The following is a 20,326-nucleotide window of genomic DNA, read 5'->3' on the forward strand; positions in this document are numbered from 1 at the left end:
GGGATGGCGTGCCATGGCACGAGATGACCAGCCGCGCCCCATTCTGGATCCGATCGATCGCCTGTCGGAGATCATCTTCGGGCTGCTGATGGCGCTGTCCTTCACCGGCACGATGAGTGTGGCGGTCGGTGGCGGCGGCACGGTGAACGCGATGCTGGTCGCCGCCTTCGGCTGTAACGTCGCCTGGGGCATCGTCGATGGCGTCATGCATGTGTTGACGACAGCGGTGGAAAGGGTCAAGCGCCGCGGCTTTGTTGCTGCTTTGAGGAGCGAGCCGCTCGCCAGCGCGCGCCAGCTGTTTCTCGACAGCCTGCCCGACGATGTGCGTCTCGTGGCTTCGGAAAACGAGGTGGAAGCAATTCTGCAGCGCGTTCGCACGTTGCCCGCGGACCCGCGGAGAGCGGTCGTCACCGGCCGCGATCTCAAGGCGGCGCTCGCCATCTTCGCACTCGTCGTCATTTCGACACTGCCGCCCAGCATTCCGTTCCTTTTGATCGAGCGCATCGATGTCGCCATGCGCGTTTCGAACGGCATCGCGCTGGTGATGTTGTTTGCGATCGGCGCTCAGCTTGGCCGCTACATGGGCCGCAGCCCGTGGCCAATGGCTTTCGCCATGACCGCGATCGGTGCTGTGCTGGTGGCAATCACGATTGCGCTCGGCGGGTAGAAAAGGGTCCGACGCCACCGGCGCGGCTCGGGCTCGTATCTAGATTCATGTCCGGCCTGTAACAAACTGAATTCTAATGCATTTTTTATGACGCGATGCTCTCGCGCGGGGTCGGCAGGAGCATCGGGTGGCGGCGATGGCGTTCGGCTTGCATATCATAAGTATCGGCTTATAATAAGGCATGACTTATGAAGGCAGAGTGCTTGCCGCGCTTGCGGATCCGACCCGGCGGGCGATCATCGAGAAACTCGCGACGGGCGGCCGCTCAGTTGCTGATATCGCCCGGTCATTGCCGGTGTCGCAGCCGGCGATATCGCAGCATCTGAAAGTGTTGAAGGAGGCGGGGCTGGTCAACGACGTGCCATTGGGCACGCGGCGAATCTATGCCATCGATCCCGACGGTCTCGGGCCGCTGCGGCAATGGCTCGACCGATTCTGGGGCGACCAGCTAGCAGCTTTCAAGGCAATTGCAGATCGTGACGAGACGAGTTGAAACATTCAGCCTCGCGATGACCGTGAGTGCATAGTGTAGTGGGAGGCCGTGCCATGCATGTCATCCAACCGGCTCCGGTGCGCAAGGCCGTCACGGTCCGCGCTGACCAGGAGCGCGCTTTCGATATCTTCGTTTCAGCGATGGGCGATTGGTGGCTGAAGAGCCATAGCCTGACGACAAGCGGACAGAAGACCGTCGTGGTCGAGCCGTTTGCTGGCGGTCGCTGGTACGAGATCGGCAATTCCGGCGAAGAGAAGCAATGGGGGCGGGTGCTGGCCTGCGAGCGGCCGAGGCGCATCCTCTTTGCCTGGCAGCTCAACGCCGACTGGGTGTTCGATCCCGATTTCCGGACCGAGGTGGAGGTGACCTTCGAACCCACGACGGATGGCGGCACGATGGTGCTGCTCGAACATCGCGATATCGGCAATTATGGCGACAAGGCGAGCGAAGCCCGCGCGGCGCTCGATTCCGAAGGCGGATGGGCAGGGTTGCTGGCGGCGTTTGCGGCAAAGGCTGCGTGACGCGTCGCGGTTTAAAGCCCTTGCGGACCGGGCCCCTCATCCCGCTGCCGCGACCTTCTCCCCGCGGGCGGGGAGAAGGGATGTGCCGAGCCCGATCGTATCTACAGCTACTGCATGTTTCCTTAAATCCTAGCCGATTTAAGGATAAAAACATGCAGCTTCAAAGTACTACAGCGACCTTTGCGCGTCTGATAAGACGCGCGGCGCTGTAGGCTCGCGATTGCCGCCGCTTGCCGGCAGCAGCCGTCAAGTGGCGATCCCTGCGAGGTGACCACGTTCAATCTCCCCGCAAGCGGGGAGAGGGTTAGGGTGAGGGGCGAGCGAGGGTAGCGGGCGTGAGGACGAAAACCGCTCGGGATTCCGGGACTGTCCTGTGCCGGGCCGGCCTACTCCCGGCTGCGCCGCCGGCGACGGCCGCCGGCTTCGCCGTCGTCGCCGGTCACCTTGCGCTCCGGCAGGGTGACGACCGCAGACAGTTTCGGGAAGGCGTCGACCTTGTTCGGCATCGCCATCGCGTTGATGAAATGCTCCTGAAATTTTGATTCAAGTGCGGTCTCTATCTTCTCGATTTTGCTGACGGTTTGCTCGATCTCGCGGCGGTGGCCGCGGTTCAGGAGCGCCATCAGCGCGCCGGTGCCGGCGGCATTGCCGACCGCTTTCACCTCATCAAGGTCGCAGTCCGGGATCAGGCCCAGCACCATGGCGTATTTCGGGTCGATGAAGGAGCCGAAGGCGCCGGCAAAGCGGATGGTGTCGACATGGTCGATATCAAGCTTTTCCATCAAGAGCTTGATGCCGGCATAAAGCGCCGCCTTGGCGAGCTGGATGGCGCGGATGTCGTTCTGCGTCACGGTGATGCGCTGTTCGCCCTGGTGCAGCAGATAGGAGAAGGTGCGGCCGTTGGGGATGATGCGCGGGCTTTTCGCCGCCATCGCGCCATCGACGACGCCGTCCTGCGAGATGATGCCGGAGAGATACATCTCGGCGACGATCTCGATGATTGCCGAGCCGCAGATGCCGGTGACGCCGACGGAAGCCGCCGCCTCGGCAAAGCCGTCCTCGTCGGACCATTTGTCGACGCCGATGACGCGGAAGCGCGGCTCCAGCGTCTCGGGGTCGATGCGCACGCGCTCGATCGCGCCGGGGGCGGCACGCTGGCCGGAGGAGATTTCCGCACCTTCGAAGGCGGGGCCGGTTGGCGAGGAGGCGGCGACGACGCGATCTTTGTTGCCGAGTACGATCTCGGCATTGGTGCCGACATCGACGAGCAGCATCATCTTGTCCTGGCGGTAGGGCCCTTCCGAAAGCGTCGCACCGGCCGCATCGGCGCCGACATGTCCGGCGATGCAGGGCAACATGTAGAGCCGCGCGCCGCGGTTGACGTCGATGTCGATTTCGTGCGCCCAATATTGCAGCGCGCCGGAGACGGCGAGCGCAAACGGCGCCTGGCCGAGTTCGGTCGGATCGATGCCGAGGAACAGGTGGTGCATGATCGGGTTGCCGACGAACACCATGTCGAGAATGTCGTGACGGTCGACGTCACCTTCGGCGCAGACCTTGCCGATCAGGCTGTTGACCGCTTCGCGCACCGCCTTGGTCATGGCCTCGCGGCCATCGGGGTTCATCATCACGTAGGAAACGCGGCTCATCAGGTCTTCGCCGAAGCGGATCTGCGGGTTTGACGTGCCCGAGGAGCCGACGATGCGGCCCGACAGCAGCGACACCAGGTGCATGGCGATGGTCGTCGAGCCGATGTCGCAGGCAACACCATAGGCCTCGTTCTTCAGGCCCGGCCACAGGCCGACGATGAAGGGGCGCGAGGAATCCATGTCGCGGTGGATCGCGGCGGTGACCGCCCAGTTGCCCTTGCGCAGGATGCCCTGGATCTGTGGGATCAGGTGCGGCGCGATCAGCAGGTCCTTCCAGCCCCAGTCCTTCTCCAGCATCACCTTCAGCCGGTCGAGATCGCCGAGCGGCTTGTGCATGTCGGGCTCGTCGACTTCGACGTAGCAGAGCTGGACGGCGGCGTTGCGCTCGATCACCCGGTCGCTCGCCGCCTTGCGCACCACCTGGGCGTTGATGACCGTGTCCTGCGGCACGTCGATGACGAGATCGCCGAGGATATGGGCGGAACAGGAGAGGCGGCGTCCGTCGGGCAGCTCGCGCACGGAGGCGTAGCGCTGCTCCTTCGGGCCAACAGGCGAAATATGGTCGTTGGAGGAGACGATCTTGTGCTTGGCGAAGTTGCCTTCCTGCACCTCGATCTGACAGCGCCCGCAGGTGGCGCGGCCGCCGCAGACGCTTTCGACATAGACCCCGAGCGAGCGTGCGGCATCGAGAACCGGCGTGCCGACCGGGAAGCGGCTGCGCTTGCCCGACGGCATGAACAGAACGAGGGGGTCCTTGTGCGCGGCTTCGGTCATGTTGGTCTCGATTTCGGAAGTGCCTTCGATGCGCATTCTGTTCTGTCTTTCCTCAGGGCCGCTTCTGTCCGATGGACCGAAGCATGGGTAAACGGCTTCAGACTGCACCGGAATGCTGCCTGATAGTTGTCAGATCCCGACATGGAAAGATCTGCGAGCATCATTTCGTCAGGGTTGCGCTCGTGAGGGCGTGTCCGTTCACGACGTCTTGCGCGACAGGCGCCGGGCATTGCCGCGCACGCGCTTGCCGTAGGGTTTCAGGGCGGCGGCAGCGATCGTCGTTCCGCCCAGGCCAAGCGACGCGCCTCCGCCGGTCATCAGCCGCACCGTATTGTCGAAGGCGGCGCGCCACAGCGCCATGTTTACGGCCATGACGCTCTCGGCAGTGGCGGCCATCTTTTCGGAGACCATGCGGTTAAGCTCGGTCGAATCCTGGGTTTTTCCGGTCAATGCCGCCAGTTGCATTTCGTGCAGCCGAAGCGCCATGACGAAAGGGGCCTCGAACCAAAGCGTGAACGTGTCCAGATGAAGTCGGCGCGTTGTCATCGATGATCCCTGCTCTTGGGCCGCAACAGCGGCGCTCGGATGCCTGACTATGATGCCTTGGTCAGTTTGGCGACTGCGATTGCCCAGGCAAACGCTGCCGCCAGTGTTGTCGAGCCCACCCAGAAAAGGATATTCGCGACCCGCTTCTGAGAGCCAGGATTGATCTTATTCGCCGTCAACGCAACAAGCATGACGGCAAACACCGCGAGGTTTACCAACAGGACCGGCAGGACTTAAAGCGCGTCGCGATCTCCAGGATCCGCTCGTCGCGCTTTAAGTTCTATTTTTCGAGCATGTCGTTATTCGCAAAACCGCTGCGCACTTTTGCGCGACATGCTTTAGGTCCTGAGCGCACCGTAGAACCTTTCAAACTCGTCCGCACCCTCAAACAGTGCGTATCTGGCGATGAGGGCCAAGGGGACAATCAGGGCCAAGAGGCGCAGAAAGCTTCTCATGGCCGGGTTGTCCCCTTCATATGCCGCGCGGTGGCGAGCAAGAACCTATTCGAGCGCCGCAGCAACGCCGGTGCGCGCAGCACGGCCGCCACGGCGTCCGCCAGCTGCAGCAGCGACCGGAGCGGCTGCAACCACGTGGCCGCCTTCGGCCGGCTTGTGGTCGCGGTAGGTCTTGATCCAGTGGGTGCAGTTCGGGTCGGTGCCGTTCAGAACGTTGGCGGCGCGGACGGCCTCCATTTCCTGCGGGCGGCAGGGGTTCATGATCGCCGACGTCATGCCGGCGCCGATGACCATCGGAATGAAGCCCGCGTTGATGCCGTGGCGGTGGGGCAGGCCGAAGGAGATGTTGGAAAGGCCGCAGGTGGTGTTGACTTTCAGTTCCTCGCGCAGGCGGCGCAGAAGCGCAAAGACCTGCTTTCCGGCGGTACCCATGGCGCCGATTGGCATGACCAGCGGATCGACAATGATGTCGTGCGACTTGATGCCGTAGTCGGCGGCGCGCTCGACGATCTTCTTGGCGACCGCGAAACGCACATCAGGATCTTCCGAAATGCCGGTTTCGTCATTGGAAATGGCCACAACCGGCACGTCGTACTTCTTGCAGAGCGGCAGGATCGCCTCGAGCTTTTCCTCTTCGCCGGTGACGGAGTTGACGAGCGGCCGGCCCTTGGCGACGCGCAACGCTGCCTCGATGGCGGCAGATACCGAGCTGTCGATCGACAGCGGCACGTCGACGAGGCCCTGAACGATTTCCAGTGTCCGAACCAGGAGCGGCGGTTCGGTCTCGTTCGGGTTGACGGCGGTGACGCCGGCATTGACGTCGAGCATCGTCGCACCCGCGGCGACCTGTGCCAGCGCATCATGGATGACGGTGTCGAAATTGCCTTCGATCATTTCCGCTGCCAGCTTCTTGCGGCCGGTCGGGTTGATGCGTTCGCCAATGACGCAGAAGGGCTGGTCGAAACCGATGATGATTTCGCGGGTTGCGGAAGCGACGATGGTACGGGTCATGTAAGATCCTTTGATCCTGTGGCGTCGGGCTATGTAATCTCACCCGTTGATCGATGTAAGGCGCGGGATCGAACCCGCGCCGGTTTGTCTGCAATTGCCTCAGTGGGGATGGTGGGCGGCGGCCTCGGCCATCTCCTGCTGGTTTTCTTCCTTGCCTTCGCGAATGTGCTCCATGCGGGAGGCGACAAGTGCATCGGTCGGCAGCGTCTCGTGCTTCCAGGGCTTGCGGCCCTTCAGCACGCCCGATTCATGCACGATCTCTGCGACATATTCTTCCTGACGATAGGCCATGACGTGGACGCCGGAGACGCCTTCGATCTCCTTGACCTCGTTGATAATGTCGATGCAGAGCTGCTTGCCTTCCTTTTTCTGGTCCTGGGCACCTTCCAGCCGCGTGATGATGCTGTCGGGAATGTGGATGCCCGGCACGTTGGAGCGGATCCAGCGGGCGGTCTTGGCTGACGCCATCGGCCCGACGCCGACCAGGATGAAGCATTTTTCGTGCAGGCCGAGATCGCGCACCTTCTTCATGTACTCGCGGAACATCGGCACGTCGAAGCAATACTGGCTCTGCACGAACTGTGCGCCGGCCTCGATCTTCTTGGCCAGCCGATAGGGGCGGAAGTCATAGGGCGGGGCAAAGGGGTTGATGGCGGCACCAAGAAACACCTGTGGCGGCGTCGTCAGCTTGCGGCCCGAGAGGAACTTGGAATTGTCGCGCATGATGCGCACGGTTTCGAGCAGCGACATGCAGTCGAGGTCGAACACCGGCTTGGCGCCCGGCTGATCGCCGGCCTGCACGCCATCGCCGGTCAGGCACAGGACGTTCTGCACGCCCATGGCCGAGGCGCCGAGCACGTCGCCCTGGATGGCGATGCGGTTCTTGTCGCGGCAGGCAATCTGCATGATCGGCGCATAGCCCATGCGCGTCAGGAGCGCGCAGATGCCGACCGACGACATGTGGCAATTGGCGCCCGAAGCATCGACCGCGTTGATGCCGTCGACCCAGCCGTCGAAAATCGCGGCGCGCTCGTAGACGTCCTGCGGGTTGGCGCTGTCGGGCGGGTTGAGTTCGGCGGTCACCGCGAATTCGCCGCGGCGCAGCACGCGCTCGAGCCGTCCACGCGAGGAGTGACCGGGCAAGGGATCGAGCGGCGCGCCGGGATCGTGTGGGTTGTAGTCGGGGCTCATGCCTGGTTCTCTTTTGCCTGAGCTTCGCGGAGGGCTGCGGCTTCCGCCGTCACCCGCAGCCAAGAGGAGGTTTCGCGCAGCGACTGGTTCACCGGCTTCTGCACGTTCATGATCGCATCGCCCTTCACCATATTCTGCGAGCCTTTCCACGCCTGCACCCAGACGCAGGGCATATCCGGCTCGACCTCGCAATTGCCGTTGGCGCGCACGCCGCCGCAGGGGCCGTTGCGCAGCTGCTTCGGACAGTTCATCGGGCAGGACATGCCGGTCGATGACAGTGCGCACTGACCGCACATGCGACAGTCGAAGAGAAAGCCTTTGACGTGGCGTTCGACGAAGGTGACGGGTCGCTCCACCCTGTTGTAGCCGATCGCCTTCCACAACGGATGCAAGAGCAGGAACATGTCGGCAAAGCGGTTGTAGAACCATTCGAGGAAGCGCGAATGGCGCACGGCCCATAGGCGAACGGTATATTTGTGGCGCGAGCGGCGGCTGGGGGAGACGCCGGCTGGGGTATAGGCGCCGGTCGCGGCCTTGGCAGCGGGTGCGGCGTTGCCCTTGACGATCTTCGTTTCGATTGCGTCTGCGACCTTCGGGTCAGCCATTGTCGCGGCCTCCTGCCTTGACCAGGGCGACCAGGCGCTCGCGATCAAAGGCCGCTTCGAGTTCGGAAGCGGCACGGTCGGCTTCCGCTTCCAGGTCGTCGGAAACCGGCACGGGGTCGGCCTTGCGCCATTCGGCGAGATAATCGTCGGTTTCGGCAGCACCAGTGCGCATGGCGCACATGTCGATCGCCTCGGTGAAGCGCAGCGAAAGCTCGCGCTTTGCGGTCGTGCGGCCCCGTTTGATGATGACCTGGGCCGGGATGTCGCGCCAGTAGACGATTATGCGATCTGCCATCGGGTGTCGTTCTCCTCTTCTGCGACAATGCTTATGTCCCGGCGTCGTGGCTCACCTCGCCACGACGTTGGATATGTCCAAAAACGACGCCGGCGTAGAACGTTGAAAACACCCAGCACTCTACGCGTTGCCGCGATGCGAGCAAGTCCGGGGCACGGTAAGTCCATCTATTGGGGAGTGCTAGAAATTTCAGGGGCTTAGAGCCTTCGAACGGCCAAATGTGGTGACGCGACAGTTGTCGCGCTCCGCCCAATTTTCCTACCAGATGCCGCGCCGAATTCCGTTCCAGAGCCATGTCCAGATTGGCGGGTGATACCATTGTTGCGACGGGCCTGCGACATCGAGCGATCGCAGCTTGCCTTGCAGAGCATCGTCGATTGCGGCAATGGCGATGTCGGTGGAGGCGGCCGTCTGCAGCAGCGGATAGGTGTGCATCGTGTCGGCTTCTGTGGGCGTCTGGCGCGACTGGTAGAGAATGCCGCCGGTGTCGACGCCTTCGTCGACGAGATGCACGCTCGCGCCGAAATTGCCGACGTCGTCGTTGATCCGCGCCCAGTAGCCGCCCATCAGCCCGCGATAGCGCGGATTGATGCCGGCATGGAAATTGACGACCGGGCAGGGCATTGCCGCAAGCGTCGCCTTCGTCAACATGCGGCAACTGATGAGAAAGACGACTTGCGGGGCGAGCTGCCGGATCTCGGACACGGCGCCGGCGTCGTTCACCGAAACGATCTGCTGCATCCGCACCCTGGGATCCGGCACGCCTGAGACACCGTAGAGCCTCAGGATCTCGTCCGCTCTTTGCCGGGTAAAGCGCTTGCCGAAACGCGAGGCGATCATCGTCGCCAGTTGCCCGATCGCCGTCGGCCAACCGAGCTTTCGCGCCCGCCGGCGCAGGAAGAGACCCTTGGATTCCGGCTGTTCCTCGAAGACGACGACATCGTCGAAGCGCGCCGAAAGCGCGTTGATCATGATCCATGGATTCTCGCCGCCCGCCGTCACCACGACGACGCGGCCCGGCCGCTTACCGGTGACCATGATCTCGTTTTCTGCGTCCGCCATGCCGGCCTCTGATGCGTTGGTCGTTGCAGATATGGCGGCTGCCAAGTTACCGGCGACTTAATGCTGCTAGCGCGGGCAACCGAGGGCGTCACAGGCGGTGTGTCGTTTCTCGGCTTGTTGTCCGTCTGATCGCTGGACTGCTGCGCTCGCCTGATGAGCAGAAGCTGCGCAGCCCGACCGCTCTTTAGGGCGTGTTCAGCTTTTTGTGTCACCTCTCATGCGTCCGTTTCACAAGCCGGAGAGTCGAGGATGGGCGTCGTGACGCTAGGGGACGTTGATCGCCAGATCGGCCGCGGGTTCAAGTTCCTGCGCTTTTCGCCCGATATCGAGACGGCGTTCCTTCACGACTACGCCGCAAGCCGCATCAGACTTGCGGCTGTCTGGGCAATCATCGGCACGCTGATCTACGACAGCGTCTTCTTCGGCGACGCAACGATGATGCCGGATGTGTTCTCTGAACTCGTCACCGTGCGCTTCGGCATCTTCACGCCCTTTGCCCTCTTCAGCGTGCTGGCACTCAGGCGCTGGCCGAGCGCGCGCAACTACGATCTGTTGTCCATCTCTGTCGCGGTGCTCGGTGTGTCGCTGCCGATGTCGGTCGCCGTCTTCAGCAACAGTCCCTACCTGTTCGTCTACCAGAACGGCAATGTCGCGGCGTTCCTGTTCTTCGTCGTCGCACTCCGGCCTCGAATTTTGACTATCTTGGTCGGTCTGGCACTGATGTGTGCAGTGCAATTCACAACGACGAAGCTGAACGGCACCTTCGACGATGTCACCTATACCGGGATCGTCACCTTCTATGTCACGCTGACGATTTTCCTGGCGATGAGCGCCTATTTCATGGAGCACAAGGATCGGCTGAATTTCCTTCACCAACTGCGCGGCAGCCTGCTGCATGCTGAGCTGGAGCGCAAATCTGAGCGCGACGAACTGACCGGTCTCTTCAACCGCCATTCGCTGGCGCGGGTGCGCCAGACAATCTGGAGCAGGCAGAGTGCTGCCGCCGTGGCGGTGATCATGCTCGATATCGACCGCTTCAAGCTCTTCAACGACGTTCACGGCCATATCGAAGGCGACGATTGCCTGCGTGCCGTCTGCCATTGCATCCTGCTTGAGGTTGGCAGCGCGGGCGAAACCTTCCGCTTCGGTGGCGAGGAAATCCTGGTGCTGATGACTGATGTCGAACAGGAGCAGGCAATCGAAACGGCAGAGAGGATCAGGGCGGCGATCGAGGCGCTTCGCATCCGCAACCGTGGCCTTGGCGACGGACAACTCGTCACGGCAAGCCTTGGCGTCGCCTTCGGCAATGCCGACGAAGCCTCGCTGGAAGACCTGCTTCGAGCGGCGGATGCTGCGCTCTACCAGGCGAAGCGCGATGGCCGGAATACCGTGTCGATCTTTGACGTCGCGCGGCGCGGTCCGACCGGCTCAGGCCCAGGGGACGACACGGCCCGGGCTCCGATCCCGCTGGCGAGCTGACCTCCGCCGCTTCCCTTGCCTTGAATTGCACCAGGGGGCGGTTGAGGGTCAAGCGCCCAAGAGCGACGTCGTCAGGTCGCCATAGCCCGTGAACCGGTATTCGTATTCGAGGCCGAGATAGTCGGCGGCCTCTTTGGCCTTTGCCTGCAGCGCCTCGTCCTCCTGCTGCGAGAGATAGACGAGCTTACGGTAGTGGCCGAAATACATGTCCCTGAGCTCCGGATGGCGCTTGAGGCCGAGCGGTTCGATGACGAAGGCCTCGAACTGGCGGGCGAGGAAATCGGTGAGAAAGAAGGCGGTGATATCGTCGTCCCAGCGGCTGGCGAAGGCGTCGTTGCCGGCGAAGAAGGAGTAGCAGTGCGGGCCGGGGATGCGCTCGACACGTTCTTCTTCGCAGAGCCGGTCCAGGTGGCCGCCGGTGCCGCAATCGGCATAGGCGACGAAGATGCGCTCAAAGCCCTCCTGCCGCGCCTTGGCGATCGCCTCCCTGACACCCGGCGTGATCTTGTCGGGGGTGTTGTGCCAGATGGCGGGCAGACAGGTCAGGTCGACATGGTCGAGCTTGTTGGCCTGACAGATGGCGAGGATTTCGCGCGCGATGGCGCCACAACCGATGACGTGAACTTTTTCCGGTTGTGCACGTTCTATTGCGCGCGATACTTTTTCCATCTCGATTCCATCCAGTGATCAACGTGAAGGAAACTGGCCATGAAAACACAAACTCTTGCCACCGTCGGCGCCATTCTCATCGCCCTTACGACGCTGAGCGCCTGCGGCAATACGATCCGTGGCATCGGCCAGGATACCGCAAACACCGTCAACGCGACACAGGCGGCCGGCAAGAAGGTGGTCCGCGCCGCCAACTGAGCCTCCGTCTGAGGCGCCGCGCGCCGAGTTCGGGCTCGATCCGCTTTGATGCCCGGGCTTCTCGCTTGATGTTCCGCGCCCGTCGCGGCGAGGAACATAAAGAGACAGTTCGGACGCGCCGATTTTCCATCGACATCGCCGCATGGTGGGCGGTTGCGCCGCATCGCAAAATCCCACCGTTTTCATGCCAGCAAATGAAAAGCCGGCCGCGAGCGTCATTGCTGCGGCCGGCTTTCCGTGTTCGTGAAGCAGGCTCAGCCGGCAGCGAGCAGGTTGTGCTTGCGCTTCATGAAGTCCTTGGCGGTTTCGACCGCGATCGCCGCGTCGCGGCAATAGGCGTCGGCGCCGACGGCCTTGCCGAATTCCTCGTTGAGCGGCGCGCCGCCGACGAGAACGACGTAGTCGTCACGCAGTCCTTTTTCCTTCAGCGTATCGATGACGACCTTCATGTAGGGCATGGTGGTGGTCAGCAGCGCCGACATGCCGAGAATGTCCGGCTGCTCGCGCTCGATCGCTTCCAGATAATTTTCGACCGGATTGTTGATGCCGAGGTCGACGACGTCGAAGCCGGCGCCTTCCATCATCATGCCGACGAGGTTCTTGCCGATGTCGTGAATGTCGCCCTTGACGGTGCCGATGACCATCTTGCCGAGCTTCGGTGCGCCGGTTTCGGCGAGCAGCGGCCGCAGAATGAACATGCCGGCCTTCATCGCATTGGCCGACAGCAGAACTTCCGGCACGAACAGGATGCCGTCACGGAAGTCGACGCCGACGATGCGCATGCCTTCGACCAGCGCCTGGGTCAGGACGTCGTAGGGCGTCCAACCGCGCTTGAGCAGGATGTTGGTTCCGTCCTCGATCTCCTCCTTGAGGCCGTCATAGAGGTCGTCATGCATCTGCTGCACAAGTTCCTCGTCGGAAAGGTCCTCGAGAATGATTTCATCGTCTGCCATAGTAGGGTTCCTCGGTTCCTGGCACGGCCGGGCTAAAATCCGGACACGTTCACCAATCAATAGCGGTCGACGTGTAAAAATCTGTTTTCGAAAGCGACGTCGCATATGACAAAAAGCGACGGGAGGGCGGCTTCTTTCGAGGCCTGTATATTCTTAACAAAAACAATATATTCGCGCCATGCGGTTTTTGGCCGGCCATGACGCAGATCGCAGTGTTCGAGTTGCGCCACTCGTTGGCGCATTGAGACCCGTACAGTCCCTGCGGCTTGGTAGCATTAGGGCCAATTGGTGCTTGAAGGCGCAAGATATCGAAATGCGCGGGAGAGGAATGAGTAAATGAGCGACGTGACAGAACAGGACGCGGTTGAGGGTGGCGGTCGCCGCTCGCGTGGCGAGGGGCGGGGAGCGGCGGCACGGCGTGCCTCGCGCACCGGCGGCGGCCCGGGGCCGTCTCTGCCCTATATCCAGCGCAAGATTCGCGAATACGAGGTCCTGGACGAGGAGGGCCTGCAGCTCATCGAGCGCAATGCCGATACGATCCTGGAGGAAATCGGCATCGAGTTCCGTGATGACGCCGAGGCGCTCGAACTCTGGAAAGAGGCCGGCGCCGATGTGCGCGGCCAGCGCGTTCACTTCCCCAAGGGGCTCTGCCGCGAACTTCTGAAAACCGCACCGTCCGAATTCACCTGGCACGCCCGCAATCCTGCGCGCAGCGCCCAGGTCGGCGGCAAGGCGACGATCTTCGCGCCGGTCTATGGCCCGCCCTTCGTCCGCGATCTCGAAGGCGTAAGGCGTTACGCGACCATCGAGGACTTCCGCAATTTCGTGAAGCTCGCCTATATGGCGCCGTCGATGCATTCGTCCGGCGGCACGGTCTGCGAGCCCGTCGACATTCCGGTGAACAAGCGTCACCTCGACATGGTCTACAGCCACATCAAATATTCCGACAAGCCGTTCATGGGATCGGTGACGGCGCCCGAGCGCGCCGAGGACACGATCGCCATGGCCAAGCTCGTGTTCGGCGACGAGTTCGTCGAAAACAATTGCGTCACACTCAACCTGATCAACGCCAACTCGCCGATGGTCTTCGACGAGACCATGGTGGGCGCGCTCAAGGTCTATGCCCGCCACAATCAGGCCTGCGTGCTTTCGCCGTTCATCCTGTCGGGCGCCATGAGCCCGGTGACGGTTGCCGGCACGCTGACGCAGATTCTTGCCGAAGTGCTGGCCGGCGCCTCGTTCACCCAGCTGATCCGCAAGGGCGCGCCGGTGCTGTTCGGTACCTTTGCCGCCTCGATCTCGATGCAGTCGGGCGCACCGACCTTCGGCACGCCGGAGCCGTCGCTGGTTTCCTATGGCGCGGCACAGCTGGCCCGCCGCTTGAAGCTGCCGTTCCGCACCGGCGGTTCGCTCTGCGGCTCCAAGGTTCCGGACGCTCAAGCCGCGCACGAATCGGCCAACACGCTGAACATGACGCTGCTCGCCGGCACCAATTTCGTGCTGCATGCGGCCGGCTGGCTCGAAGGCGGTCTTATTTCTTCCTATGAGAAGTTCATGATCGACCAGGACCAACTCGGCATGATGCAGAAGATGGCCGAAGGCGTGGATCTCTCGGAGAACGCCCAGGCGCTGGACGCCATCCGTGAAGTCGGTCCGGGCAGCCACTATCTCGGCTGCGCCCACACCCAGGCCAATTTCCAGACGGCTTTCTACCGCTCGCCGCTCGCCGACAACAATTCCTACGAACAGTGGGAAGTGGAAGGCGAAAAGCGCATCGAGCAGCGCGCCAATGCGCTCGCCCGCAGCTGGCTGGAGCATTACGAGGCACCCTATCTCGATCCGGCAATCGATGACGCGCTCAAGGCCTTTATTGAGGAGCGCAAGAACTCGATGCCAGACGCCTTCACTTGAAAGGGTCCCGAACGAGCCAGGGAGCAAGGCGGCGCGGCGCAGGTGGCTGACATGATCCAGAAGGAGGTCTGGCGCCCGCATTACGATCTACAGGGGCCGAAACCGAAATGACGGCGCCTTCCGCACCTGCGGACACTGTTCTCGAAATCGTCCGTGCGGCTCTTGAGCCGCACGGACTTTTTTTGCGTGGCACGCTGAATTTCGCTTCCAGTGATGCCGCGCCGCTGCTGGCGGATGGCCGGCCTGCGGCAAGCGTGGTGCTGATCGGCAATATCGGCGGCTCGCTGTGGCAGCCGTTCGTGCGCTGGCGTGAGGAAGCGCCGGATCGCGGCGGCGCCGACCCGCTCGACACTTGGTCTAAGGCGGTGATCGGCGAGATCGCCCGGGCAAATGGGGCGACGGCCTATTTCCCGTCCGATCCGCCGTGGCAGCCGTTCCAGCAATGGGCGATGCGGGCGGAAGGGCTGAAGGCTTCACCGCTCGGCATTCTCATCCACCCGCGCTACGGCCTATGGCACGGCTATCGCGGCGCGCTGGCTTTCGCCATGGCCTTACCGGCCGATGGCGAGCGGACGACCGCGCATCCCTGTGACAGCTGCGTGGAAAAACCGTGCATTGCCGCCTGTCCCGCCGGCGCGCTCGAGCGCCTGCAATTCGATGTCGGCCGCTGTCGCAGCCATCTCAGGACGGAGGCGGGCAGGAGCGGTTGTCTCAAGCGCGGATGCCTTGCGCGCGATGCCTGTCCCGTCGGGCGGGACTATCGCTATCCGCGCGATCAGCTACACTTTCACATGGCTGCGCTCAGCCTTTGAGCCACCTCGTTCCGCCTTGGCGCGCAAAGATGGTGCAAATCTCCAAAATGACTAAAATTGGAGGTGTCGTGGAAAGATAATATTATCGAATTTATAACGATCTGGACGGCGTGGCGTTGGAGTCCATCGTATGAGAGGTAGCCCAGTCGTATCCGTGAGCAACTATCCTCCGCAGCTGTCGCGCGAGGAAGTGGAAGCGCAGATCTCACGCCTCGACAGTATTCACGCCGCCAACAGCCAGGTGCTGGAGGGCGCTTTCAAGCGGCTGCTGGCAATCGGCGCCGGCCATGCGGCCGTCATCGCCGCCTGCATCGCCGGCTTCGATGCACTGGTGGACCGCTCTGTCCTGGCAAGCGACCTTCTGCCCGACGCGATCGACCTGCTACGGAAATTCGCGCTGACCGTCAGCGCGCTCGGCCTGTTTCTCACCTTCTGGGCAATCGGCAATAATTTCGCCGAGGTGCGGAAGGAAGCCAAGCGCCATGCGGTAAAGCTTGCCACGACGCTGCGTGAAAAACGGCTCTTACTTTCGCTGTCGCAGGACGTGCTCAACCGCGATCCCAAGACCTATGTGCTTGCGGGTGTCGGCGGTTTTGCTTGCCTCTGCGTGATCTTCGGGCTGGCCGCGGCGGCCGGGTGTTATGGGCTTGTCATAGCCATGGGGCTGCTTACCGGCGGTTGACGCAGGAGCCGGCGGCGCTGGCTTCGCTCAGACGATCCTGTCAGGCGGGTTTTGTCTATTTGTCGATCTTCCAGGCGCATATCTTGACCGTTTCACTGACCCAGCACGCTCCATCGCGTACCAGCTTGCCAAGGGGGGAGTGGGCGTGGGTGGAACTTGGGTGCGCATTCCAATGGGCCTCTGCCATGTTGGGGCCATCCTCGATCGATTTGAAGACGTAGGCGAAATAATCCTTGCCCTGAAGGACAAATTCACCCCCGCCAATCGGTCGGAACTCGCATGTCCCGGTAATATATTTGACGCCTTTAACCTGCAGCAGGCATCTCGCCGGCATGATCACTTCTTCGGTTGCTGTGCTGGTCTCTTCGGCCACTGCGATGGAAGCCAAACCGACGGTCGTTGCGCAGAGTGCTGCACGTGCAAAGCTGGTGAACTTCATCGTGGACCTACAGGCTTAGGTTGAATGGTGTTCAGTTGACACGATTCGAGATGCAGTGCCCCCCGAATAGATTGCGGCGGCTCCTCCCTGATTATGCGCCAGAACCGCCGCAATCTCGGTCATGCTTGGTGGCTGATTCGATTGGACCTTTCGACATGCCACTTTTCCCAAAGCCTTTTCTCGTCGGTGCTGTTCTCTCCGCCGGTCTTGCCGGGCCGGCGCTCGGCGCCTGCCGCGACGTCAGCCATCTCGGGCAGGACTATATCGCCTGCACCGTCGACCCGGCCGACAACGACATCCGTCTCTACAACAAGGACCAGGCGGGCGTTCCCTTCCGCTCCTTCCGAGCGCTGTCGCTGGAACTGCGCCATCGCGACGAATACATGCTCTTTGCCATGAACGGCGGCATGTATCACGACGACCTGTCGCCGGTCGGCCTGCATATCGAGGAGGGGCGCGAGCAGGCGCCGCTCAACACCAACACCGGCTGGGGCAATTTTCATCTGCTGCCCAACGGCGTCTTCTATGTCGACGGCGGCAAGGCCAGCGTGATGGCGGCAGAGGCCTATCGCGCGGCCGATATCCAGCCGCGGTTTGCCACGCAGTCCGGGCCGATGCTGGTAATCGACGGCGCGCTGCATCCGCGCTTTCTGCCCGACAGCACCAGTCTCAAGACCCGCAACGGCGTCGGCGTGACGGCAACGGGTGAGGTGGTCTTCGTCGTCTCGAAAAGGCCGGTGCGGTTTCACGACTTCGCGACGCTTTTCCGCGACGAACTCGGTTGCCCCAATGCGCTCTTTCTCGACGGCACGATCTCCAGCCTCTACGCGCCTGAGATCAACCGGCACGACCGGCTGTTTCCGATGGGGTCGATGATCGCCGTGGTCGGAAAATTCCCGCGCTAACTCTTTCTTTGGGCCGCGACATTTTTTTCGTCGCGGCCCCAAGGAAATGTCGTCGTGCAACGTCTAAGGTTTGAAACAGGTGGGAGCGGGCACGCCATTGGACGCTGAACTCGTCGAGAAAGCGGTGTCTGGAGACAGACGGGCGTTCGGCCAATTGGTCGAGCGGCACTATGATTTTGTCCATGCCGTCGCCTGGCGCTGGTCGGGCAATGCTGCGGATGCGGAAGACATCGCCCAGGACGTCTGTGTGCGGCTGGGCTCCGCCATCCGTGGCTTTCGCGGCACCAGCCGCTTCCGCACCTGGCTCTACACCCTGACGCTGAACGCGGCCCGCGACCACAAGCGTCGCCAGATGCGCGACACCAACAGGATGCAGGCCTATGCCAGCGAACAGGCCGTTCTCGGCGGCGGCGAGGCCCCGGAAGACGACCGCCAGGAGGCGCTCTGGACGGCGGTGAGGGCGCTGCCGGAAAAACAATGCGACGCGGTGCTGCTCGTCTATGCCGAGGGGATGAGCCATGCCGCTGCCGCCGACGTGCTCGGATGTTCGGAAGCGACCGTATCCTGGCACGTGCACGAGGCGCGCAAGCGGCTGAAGACATTGCTTGGCAAGGAGGCCGTGTGATCATGACCGACGATTTCGACAAGCTCTCCGGACTGACCCCGCCAAAGGCCTCGAACGAGGCACGGGCGCGGGCGCTTGCCGCCGCCATGCAGGCCTTCGACACGGCAGAAGAAAATTCGACCGCCACCCAAGGATCCGTGCGGCCGGTTCGTCAAAGCTCCATCTTCAACCGGATATGGAGCCCCATCATGAACAGGAAACTGCTTGCCGGATCGGCGCTGGCCACACTGCTGGTCATCCCCGCCGCCGCCTTCCTGACGCTTGAGTTGACGCGCAACACCACCCTGCCGGGCGACATCGGCACGGAGATTGCGGTGAAGGAGGAGCCGAAGCAGAAGGCTGTGCCGCAGCCGACGCCGTCCTCGACTGCAACAGCGGCGGACGAAACCCTCGCTGCGGCGAAAAAGCAGGAAACCTCCGGCCTTGCAGCCCCGGAGCCGGCCGCCACCGACGCTAAGGGACAGGCACCGACCAGCGAGCCGGAAATCGCCAAGTTGCTTGCCCGCACCCGCGAACAGAAGGCCGTCGAGGTTCAATCCGCGCCCGCCGCCGAGGCCGAGGCGGATGCTATGGCCAACCAGATGATGAGCGACAGCGTCGCACCGCTCTCAGCAGCCCCAGGCGCACAGAACCGGATGACCTTTCTGCCGGCGCCCGTCATTGCGCCGGAGATGCAGACGGCACCCCAGGAAAACCGCGAGCGCTTCGGCAAGGCCGACAGCAATCCGGTCAAAAGCGTTGCCACCGATCCGGTCTCAACCTTCTCGGTCGATGTCGATACGGCATCTTACGCCTTCGTGCGCCGGTCGCTGATGGAGGGCCAGATGCCGGAGCGCGATGCCGTACGGGTCGAGGAGATGGTCAACTATTTCCCCTATGACTGGCCGCGTCCGGCGACAGCTGCCGAGCCGTTCAAGGCAACGGTGACGGTGACGCCGACGCCCTGGAATGGCGGCACCCGGCTGATGCATGTGGCGATCAAGGGCTATGACGTGGTGCCGGCAGAGGCGCCGAAGGCAAACCTGGTGTTCCTGATCGACGTTTCCGGCTCCATGGACGAGCCGGACAAGCTGCCGCTGTTGAAAGCCGCCTTTCGGCTTTTGGTCGAGAAGCTGAAGCCCGAGGATACGGTGTCGATCGTCACCTATGCCGGCAATGCCGGCACGGTGTTGGAGCCGACCGCAGTCAAGGACAAGGCGAAGATCCTTGCGGCGATCGACACGCTGCAGCCGGGCGGCTCCACGGCCGGTGCCGAAGGCATCGATGCGGCCTATCGGCTGGCCGAAAAAGCTTTCGTCAAGGGCGGCGTCAACCGCGTGATGCTGGCGACCGATGGCGACTTCAATGTCGGCCCGGCCAGCGACGATGAGCTCAAGCAGATGATCGAGGCCAAGCGCAAGAGCGGCATCTTCCTCTCGGTGCTCGGCTTCGGCCGCGGCAACTACAACGATGCCCTGATGCAGACGATCGCCCAGAACGGCAACGGCACGGCCGCCTATATCGATACGCTGGCCGAGGCGCAGAAGACGCTGGTGGAGGAGGCGGGCTCGTCGCTCTTCCCGATCGCCAAGGACGTCAAGCTGCAGGTCGAGTTCAACCCGGCGGCAATCGCCGAATACCGGCTGATCGGCTACGAGACCCGGGCGCTCAAGCGCGAGGATTTTAACAACGACAAGGTCGACGCCGGCGACATCGGCTCCGGCCACAGCGTCACGGCGATTTACGAGGTGACGCCGAAGGGAAGCCCGGCAGTGCTGAACGACGATCTGCGCTATAAGACGGCGGAAAAACCGGCAGCCGATGCCACGACGAAAACCGGCGAACTCGCCTTCCTGAAGATCCGCTACAAGAAGCCGGATGGCGACCGCAGCGAGCTGATCACCACGCCGGTCACCGAGGCGAACGCCGTACCGTCGCTGGCAGAGGCGCCCAACGACGTGCGCTTCTCGGTGGCGGTGGCATCTTTCGGGCAGAAGCTGTCAGGCGTCACGGCGCTGTCGGACTATTCCTATGATGCCGTCATCGACCTTGCGGCAGCGTCCAAGGGCGCGGACCCGTTCGGCTATCGCGGCGAGTTCGTCAATCTTGTGCGGCTCGCCAAGGGGCTTTCGGGCGGTGGCAGTTCGGCTAATTGAGGCTCGGCGGCGCGCGTGCTTTGGCATCACGCCTTCGCAATCAGAGTCTGGCGCCGCCCCTCATCTGCCTGCCGGCCACCTTTGTAACTTCCCTATCACCGCATTCGCAGGTGTAATGGACAATGCGGTAGCGGGCGAAAGACCGAAGCCCCTTTGGGACAGCAAGCCCGGGGGAGAGCTTGGGTCCTCGCCCGCCGTTCCATCGAACCCGAACAGTCGCCAGGGCCGCTTGCGCAAGCGAAGCCCGAT

21 protein-coding genes are annotated in these 20,326 nt (G+C 62.7%); 11 read left to right on the forward strand and 10 right to left on the reverse strand.

The annotated features are described in order from the left end of the window. Nucleotides 1-13 precede the first annotated feature (13 nt). The 3 genes from AC244_RS32275 (at nt 14) to AC244_RS32285 (ending at nt 1,681) form a co-directional block, all read left to right on the forward strand. Nucleotides 14-667, forward strand: coding sequence for a VIT1/CCC1 transporter family protein (locus AC244_RS32275; RefSeq protein ID WP_053252911.1), 654 nt, complete (start codon nt 14-16; stop codon nt 665-667). A 181-nt stretch (nt 668-848) separates the two neighbouring features. Next, complete coding sequence (locus AC244_RS32280) at nt 849-1,160, forward strand: ArsR/SmtB family transcription factor (protein WP_053252912.1); 312 nt, start codon at nt 849-851, stop codon at nt 1,158-1,160. A gap of 53 nt (nt 1,161-1,213) precedes the next feature. Then, complete coding sequence (locus AC244_RS32285) at nt 1,214-1,681, forward strand: SRPBCC family protein (RefSeq protein ID WP_053252913.1); 468 nt, start codon at nt 1,214-1,216, stop codon at nt 1,679-1,681. A gap of 386 nt (nt 1,682-2,067) precedes the next feature. On the opposite strand, the gene AC244_RS32290 is transcribed toward AC244_RS32285, so the two are convergent. The 7 genes from AC244_RS32290 to AC244_RS32320 form a co-directional block, all read right to left on the reverse strand. After that, complete coding sequence (locus AC244_RS32290) at nt 2,068-4,140, reverse strand: ASKHA domain-containing protein (RefSeq protein ID WP_053252914.1); 2,073 nt, start codon at nt 4,138-4,140, stop codon at nt 2,068-2,070. A 162-nt stretch (nt 4,141-4,302) separates the two neighbouring features. Further along, nucleotides 4,303-4,650, reverse strand: a complete 348-nt coding sequence (locus tag AC244_RS32295; RefSeq protein ID WP_053252915.1) for a hypothetical protein — start codon at nt 4,648-4,650, stop codon at nt 4,303-4,305. Nucleotides 4,651-5,150: 500 nt separating this feature from the next. After that, entirely contained in the window at nt 5,151-6,116 is a 966-nt protein-coding gene (locus AC244_RS32300) for a methyltetrahydrofolate cobalamin methyltransferase (protein WP_053252916.1), read from the reverse strand. Between the two features lie 99 nt (nt 6,117-6,215). Beyond that, nucleotides 6,216-7,307 carry a methylenetetrahydrofolate reductase gene (locus AC244_RS32305; protein WP_053252917.1) on the reverse strand — a complete coding sequence of 364 codons (1,092 nt, stop codon included), beginning with the start codon at nt 7,305-7,307 and terminating at the stop codon, nt 6,216-6,218. After that, nucleotides 7,304-7,912, reverse strand: coding sequence for a methylenetetrahydrofolate reductase C-terminal domain-containing protein (locus tag AC244_RS32310; protein WP_053252918.1), 609 nt, complete (start codon nt 7,910-7,912; stop codon nt 7,304-7,306). The genes AC244_RS32305 and AC244_RS32310 overlap by 4 nt, the downstream gene beginning before the upstream one ends. Then, nucleotides 7,905-8,207, reverse strand: coding sequence for a virulence factor (locus AC244_RS32315; RefSeq protein WP_053252919.1), 303 nt, complete (start codon nt 8,205-8,207; stop codon nt 7,905-7,907). Before AC244_RS32315 ends, AC244_RS32310 begins: the two co-directional genes overlap by 8 nt. Nucleotides 8,208-8,465: 258 nt before the next feature. Then, entirely contained in the window at nt 8,466-9,269 is an 804-nt protein-coding gene (locus AC244_RS32320) for a formyl transferase (RefSeq protein ID WP_053252920.1), read from the reverse strand. Nucleotides 9,270-9,518: 249 nt separating this feature from the next. Here AC244_RS32320 and AC244_RS32325 point away from each other — a divergent pair, with 249 nt between their 5' ends. Beyond that, entirely contained in the window at nt 9,519-10,748 is a 1,230-nt protein-coding gene (locus AC244_RS32325) for a GGDEF domain-containing protein (RefSeq protein WP_082367304.1), read from the forward strand. Nucleotides 10,749-10,796: 48 nt separating this feature from the next. Here AC244_RS32325 and AC244_RS32330 read toward each other — a convergent pair whose 3' ends face one another. Next, on the reverse strand, nt 10,797-11,417 hold the full coding sequence (locus tag AC244_RS32330; RefSeq protein WP_053252921.1) for a DUF1638 domain-containing protein: 621 nt from the start codon (nt 11,415-11,417) through the stop codon (nt 10,797-10,799). A 39-nt stretch (nt 11,418-11,456) separates the two neighbouring features. Here AC244_RS32330 and AC244_RS32335 point away from each other — a divergent pair, with 39 nt between their 5' ends. Next, entirely contained in the window at nt 11,457-11,615 is a 159-nt protein-coding gene (locus AC244_RS32335; protein WP_053252922.1) for a hypothetical protein, read from the forward strand. Between the two features lie 254 nt (nt 11,616-11,869). Here AC244_RS32335 and AC244_RS32340 read toward each other — a convergent pair whose 3' ends face one another. Continuing rightward, nucleotides 11,870-12,568, reverse strand: a complete 699-nt coding sequence (locus tag AC244_RS32340; protein ID WP_053252923.1) for a corrinoid protein — start codon at nt 12,566-12,568, stop codon at nt 11,870-11,872. Between the two features lie 336 nt (nt 12,569-12,904). On the opposite strand from AC244_RS32340, the gene AC244_RS32345 reads away from it, so the two are divergent. The 3 genes from AC244_RS32345 (at nt 12,905) to AC244_RS32355 (ending at nt 15,973) form a co-directional block, all read left to right on the forward strand. Further along, the gene (locus tag AC244_RS32345; protein WP_053252924.1) at nt 12,905-14,479 is read left to right on the forward strand and encodes a trimethylamine methyltransferase family protein; all 1,575 of its coding nucleotides are present in this window, start codon (nt 12,905-12,907) and stop codon (nt 14,477-14,479) included. Nucleotides 14,480-14,586: 107 nt separating this feature from the next. Beyond that, nucleotides 14,587-15,291 (forward strand): 4Fe-4S dicluster domain-containing protein, encoded by a 705-nt coding sequence (locus tag AC244_RS32350; RefSeq protein ID WP_053252925.1) that lies wholly within the window; start codon nt 14,587-14,589, stop codon nt 15,289-15,291. Between the two features lie 130 nt (nt 15,292-15,421). After that, entirely contained in the window at nt 15,422-15,973 is a 552-nt protein-coding gene (locus AC244_RS32355; protein ID WP_152976205.1) for a hypothetical protein, read from the forward strand. Nucleotides 15,974-16,028: 55 nt separating this feature from the next. Here AC244_RS32355 and AC244_RS32360 read toward each other — a convergent pair whose 3' ends face one another. Beyond that, nucleotides 16,029-16,412, reverse strand: coding sequence for a hypothetical protein (locus tag AC244_RS32360; RefSeq protein ID WP_053252927.1), 384 nt, complete (start codon nt 16,410-16,412; stop codon nt 16,029-16,031). A 155-nt stretch (nt 16,413-16,567) separates the two neighbouring features. Here AC244_RS32360 and AC244_RS32365 point away from each other — a divergent pair, with 155 nt between their 5' ends. The 3 genes from AC244_RS32365 to AC244_RS32375 all read left to right on the forward strand — a co-directional run bounded on the left by AC244_RS32365 (nt 16,568) and on the right by AC244_RS32375 (nt 20,077). Beyond that, nucleotides 16,568-17,317: a phosphodiester glycosidase family protein gene (locus tag AC244_RS32365; protein ID WP_053252928.1), complete on the forward strand. Its 750-nt coding sequence runs from the start codon at nt 16,568-16,570 to the stop codon at nt 17,315-17,317. Between the two features lie 97 nt (nt 17,318-17,414). Next, nucleotides 17,415-17,942 (forward strand): RNA polymerase sigma factor, encoded by a 528-nt coding sequence (locus AC244_RS32370; RefSeq protein WP_053252929.1) that lies wholly within the window; start codon nt 17,415-17,417, stop codon nt 17,940-17,942. A gap of 2 nt (nt 17,943-17,944) precedes the next feature. Continuing rightward, nucleotides 17,945-20,077, forward strand: a complete 2,133-nt coding sequence (locus AC244_RS32375; protein WP_414735984.1) for a YfbK domain-containing protein — start codon at nt 17,945-17,947, stop codon at nt 20,075-20,077. Nucleotides 20,078-20,326 lie beyond the last annotated feature (249 nt).

The sequence above is a fragment of the Ensifer adhaerens genome (assembly GCF_001270265.1).
GTDB lineage: Bacteria > Pseudomonadota > Alphaproteobacteria > Rhizobiales > Rhizobiaceae > Ensifer > Ensifer adhaerens_B.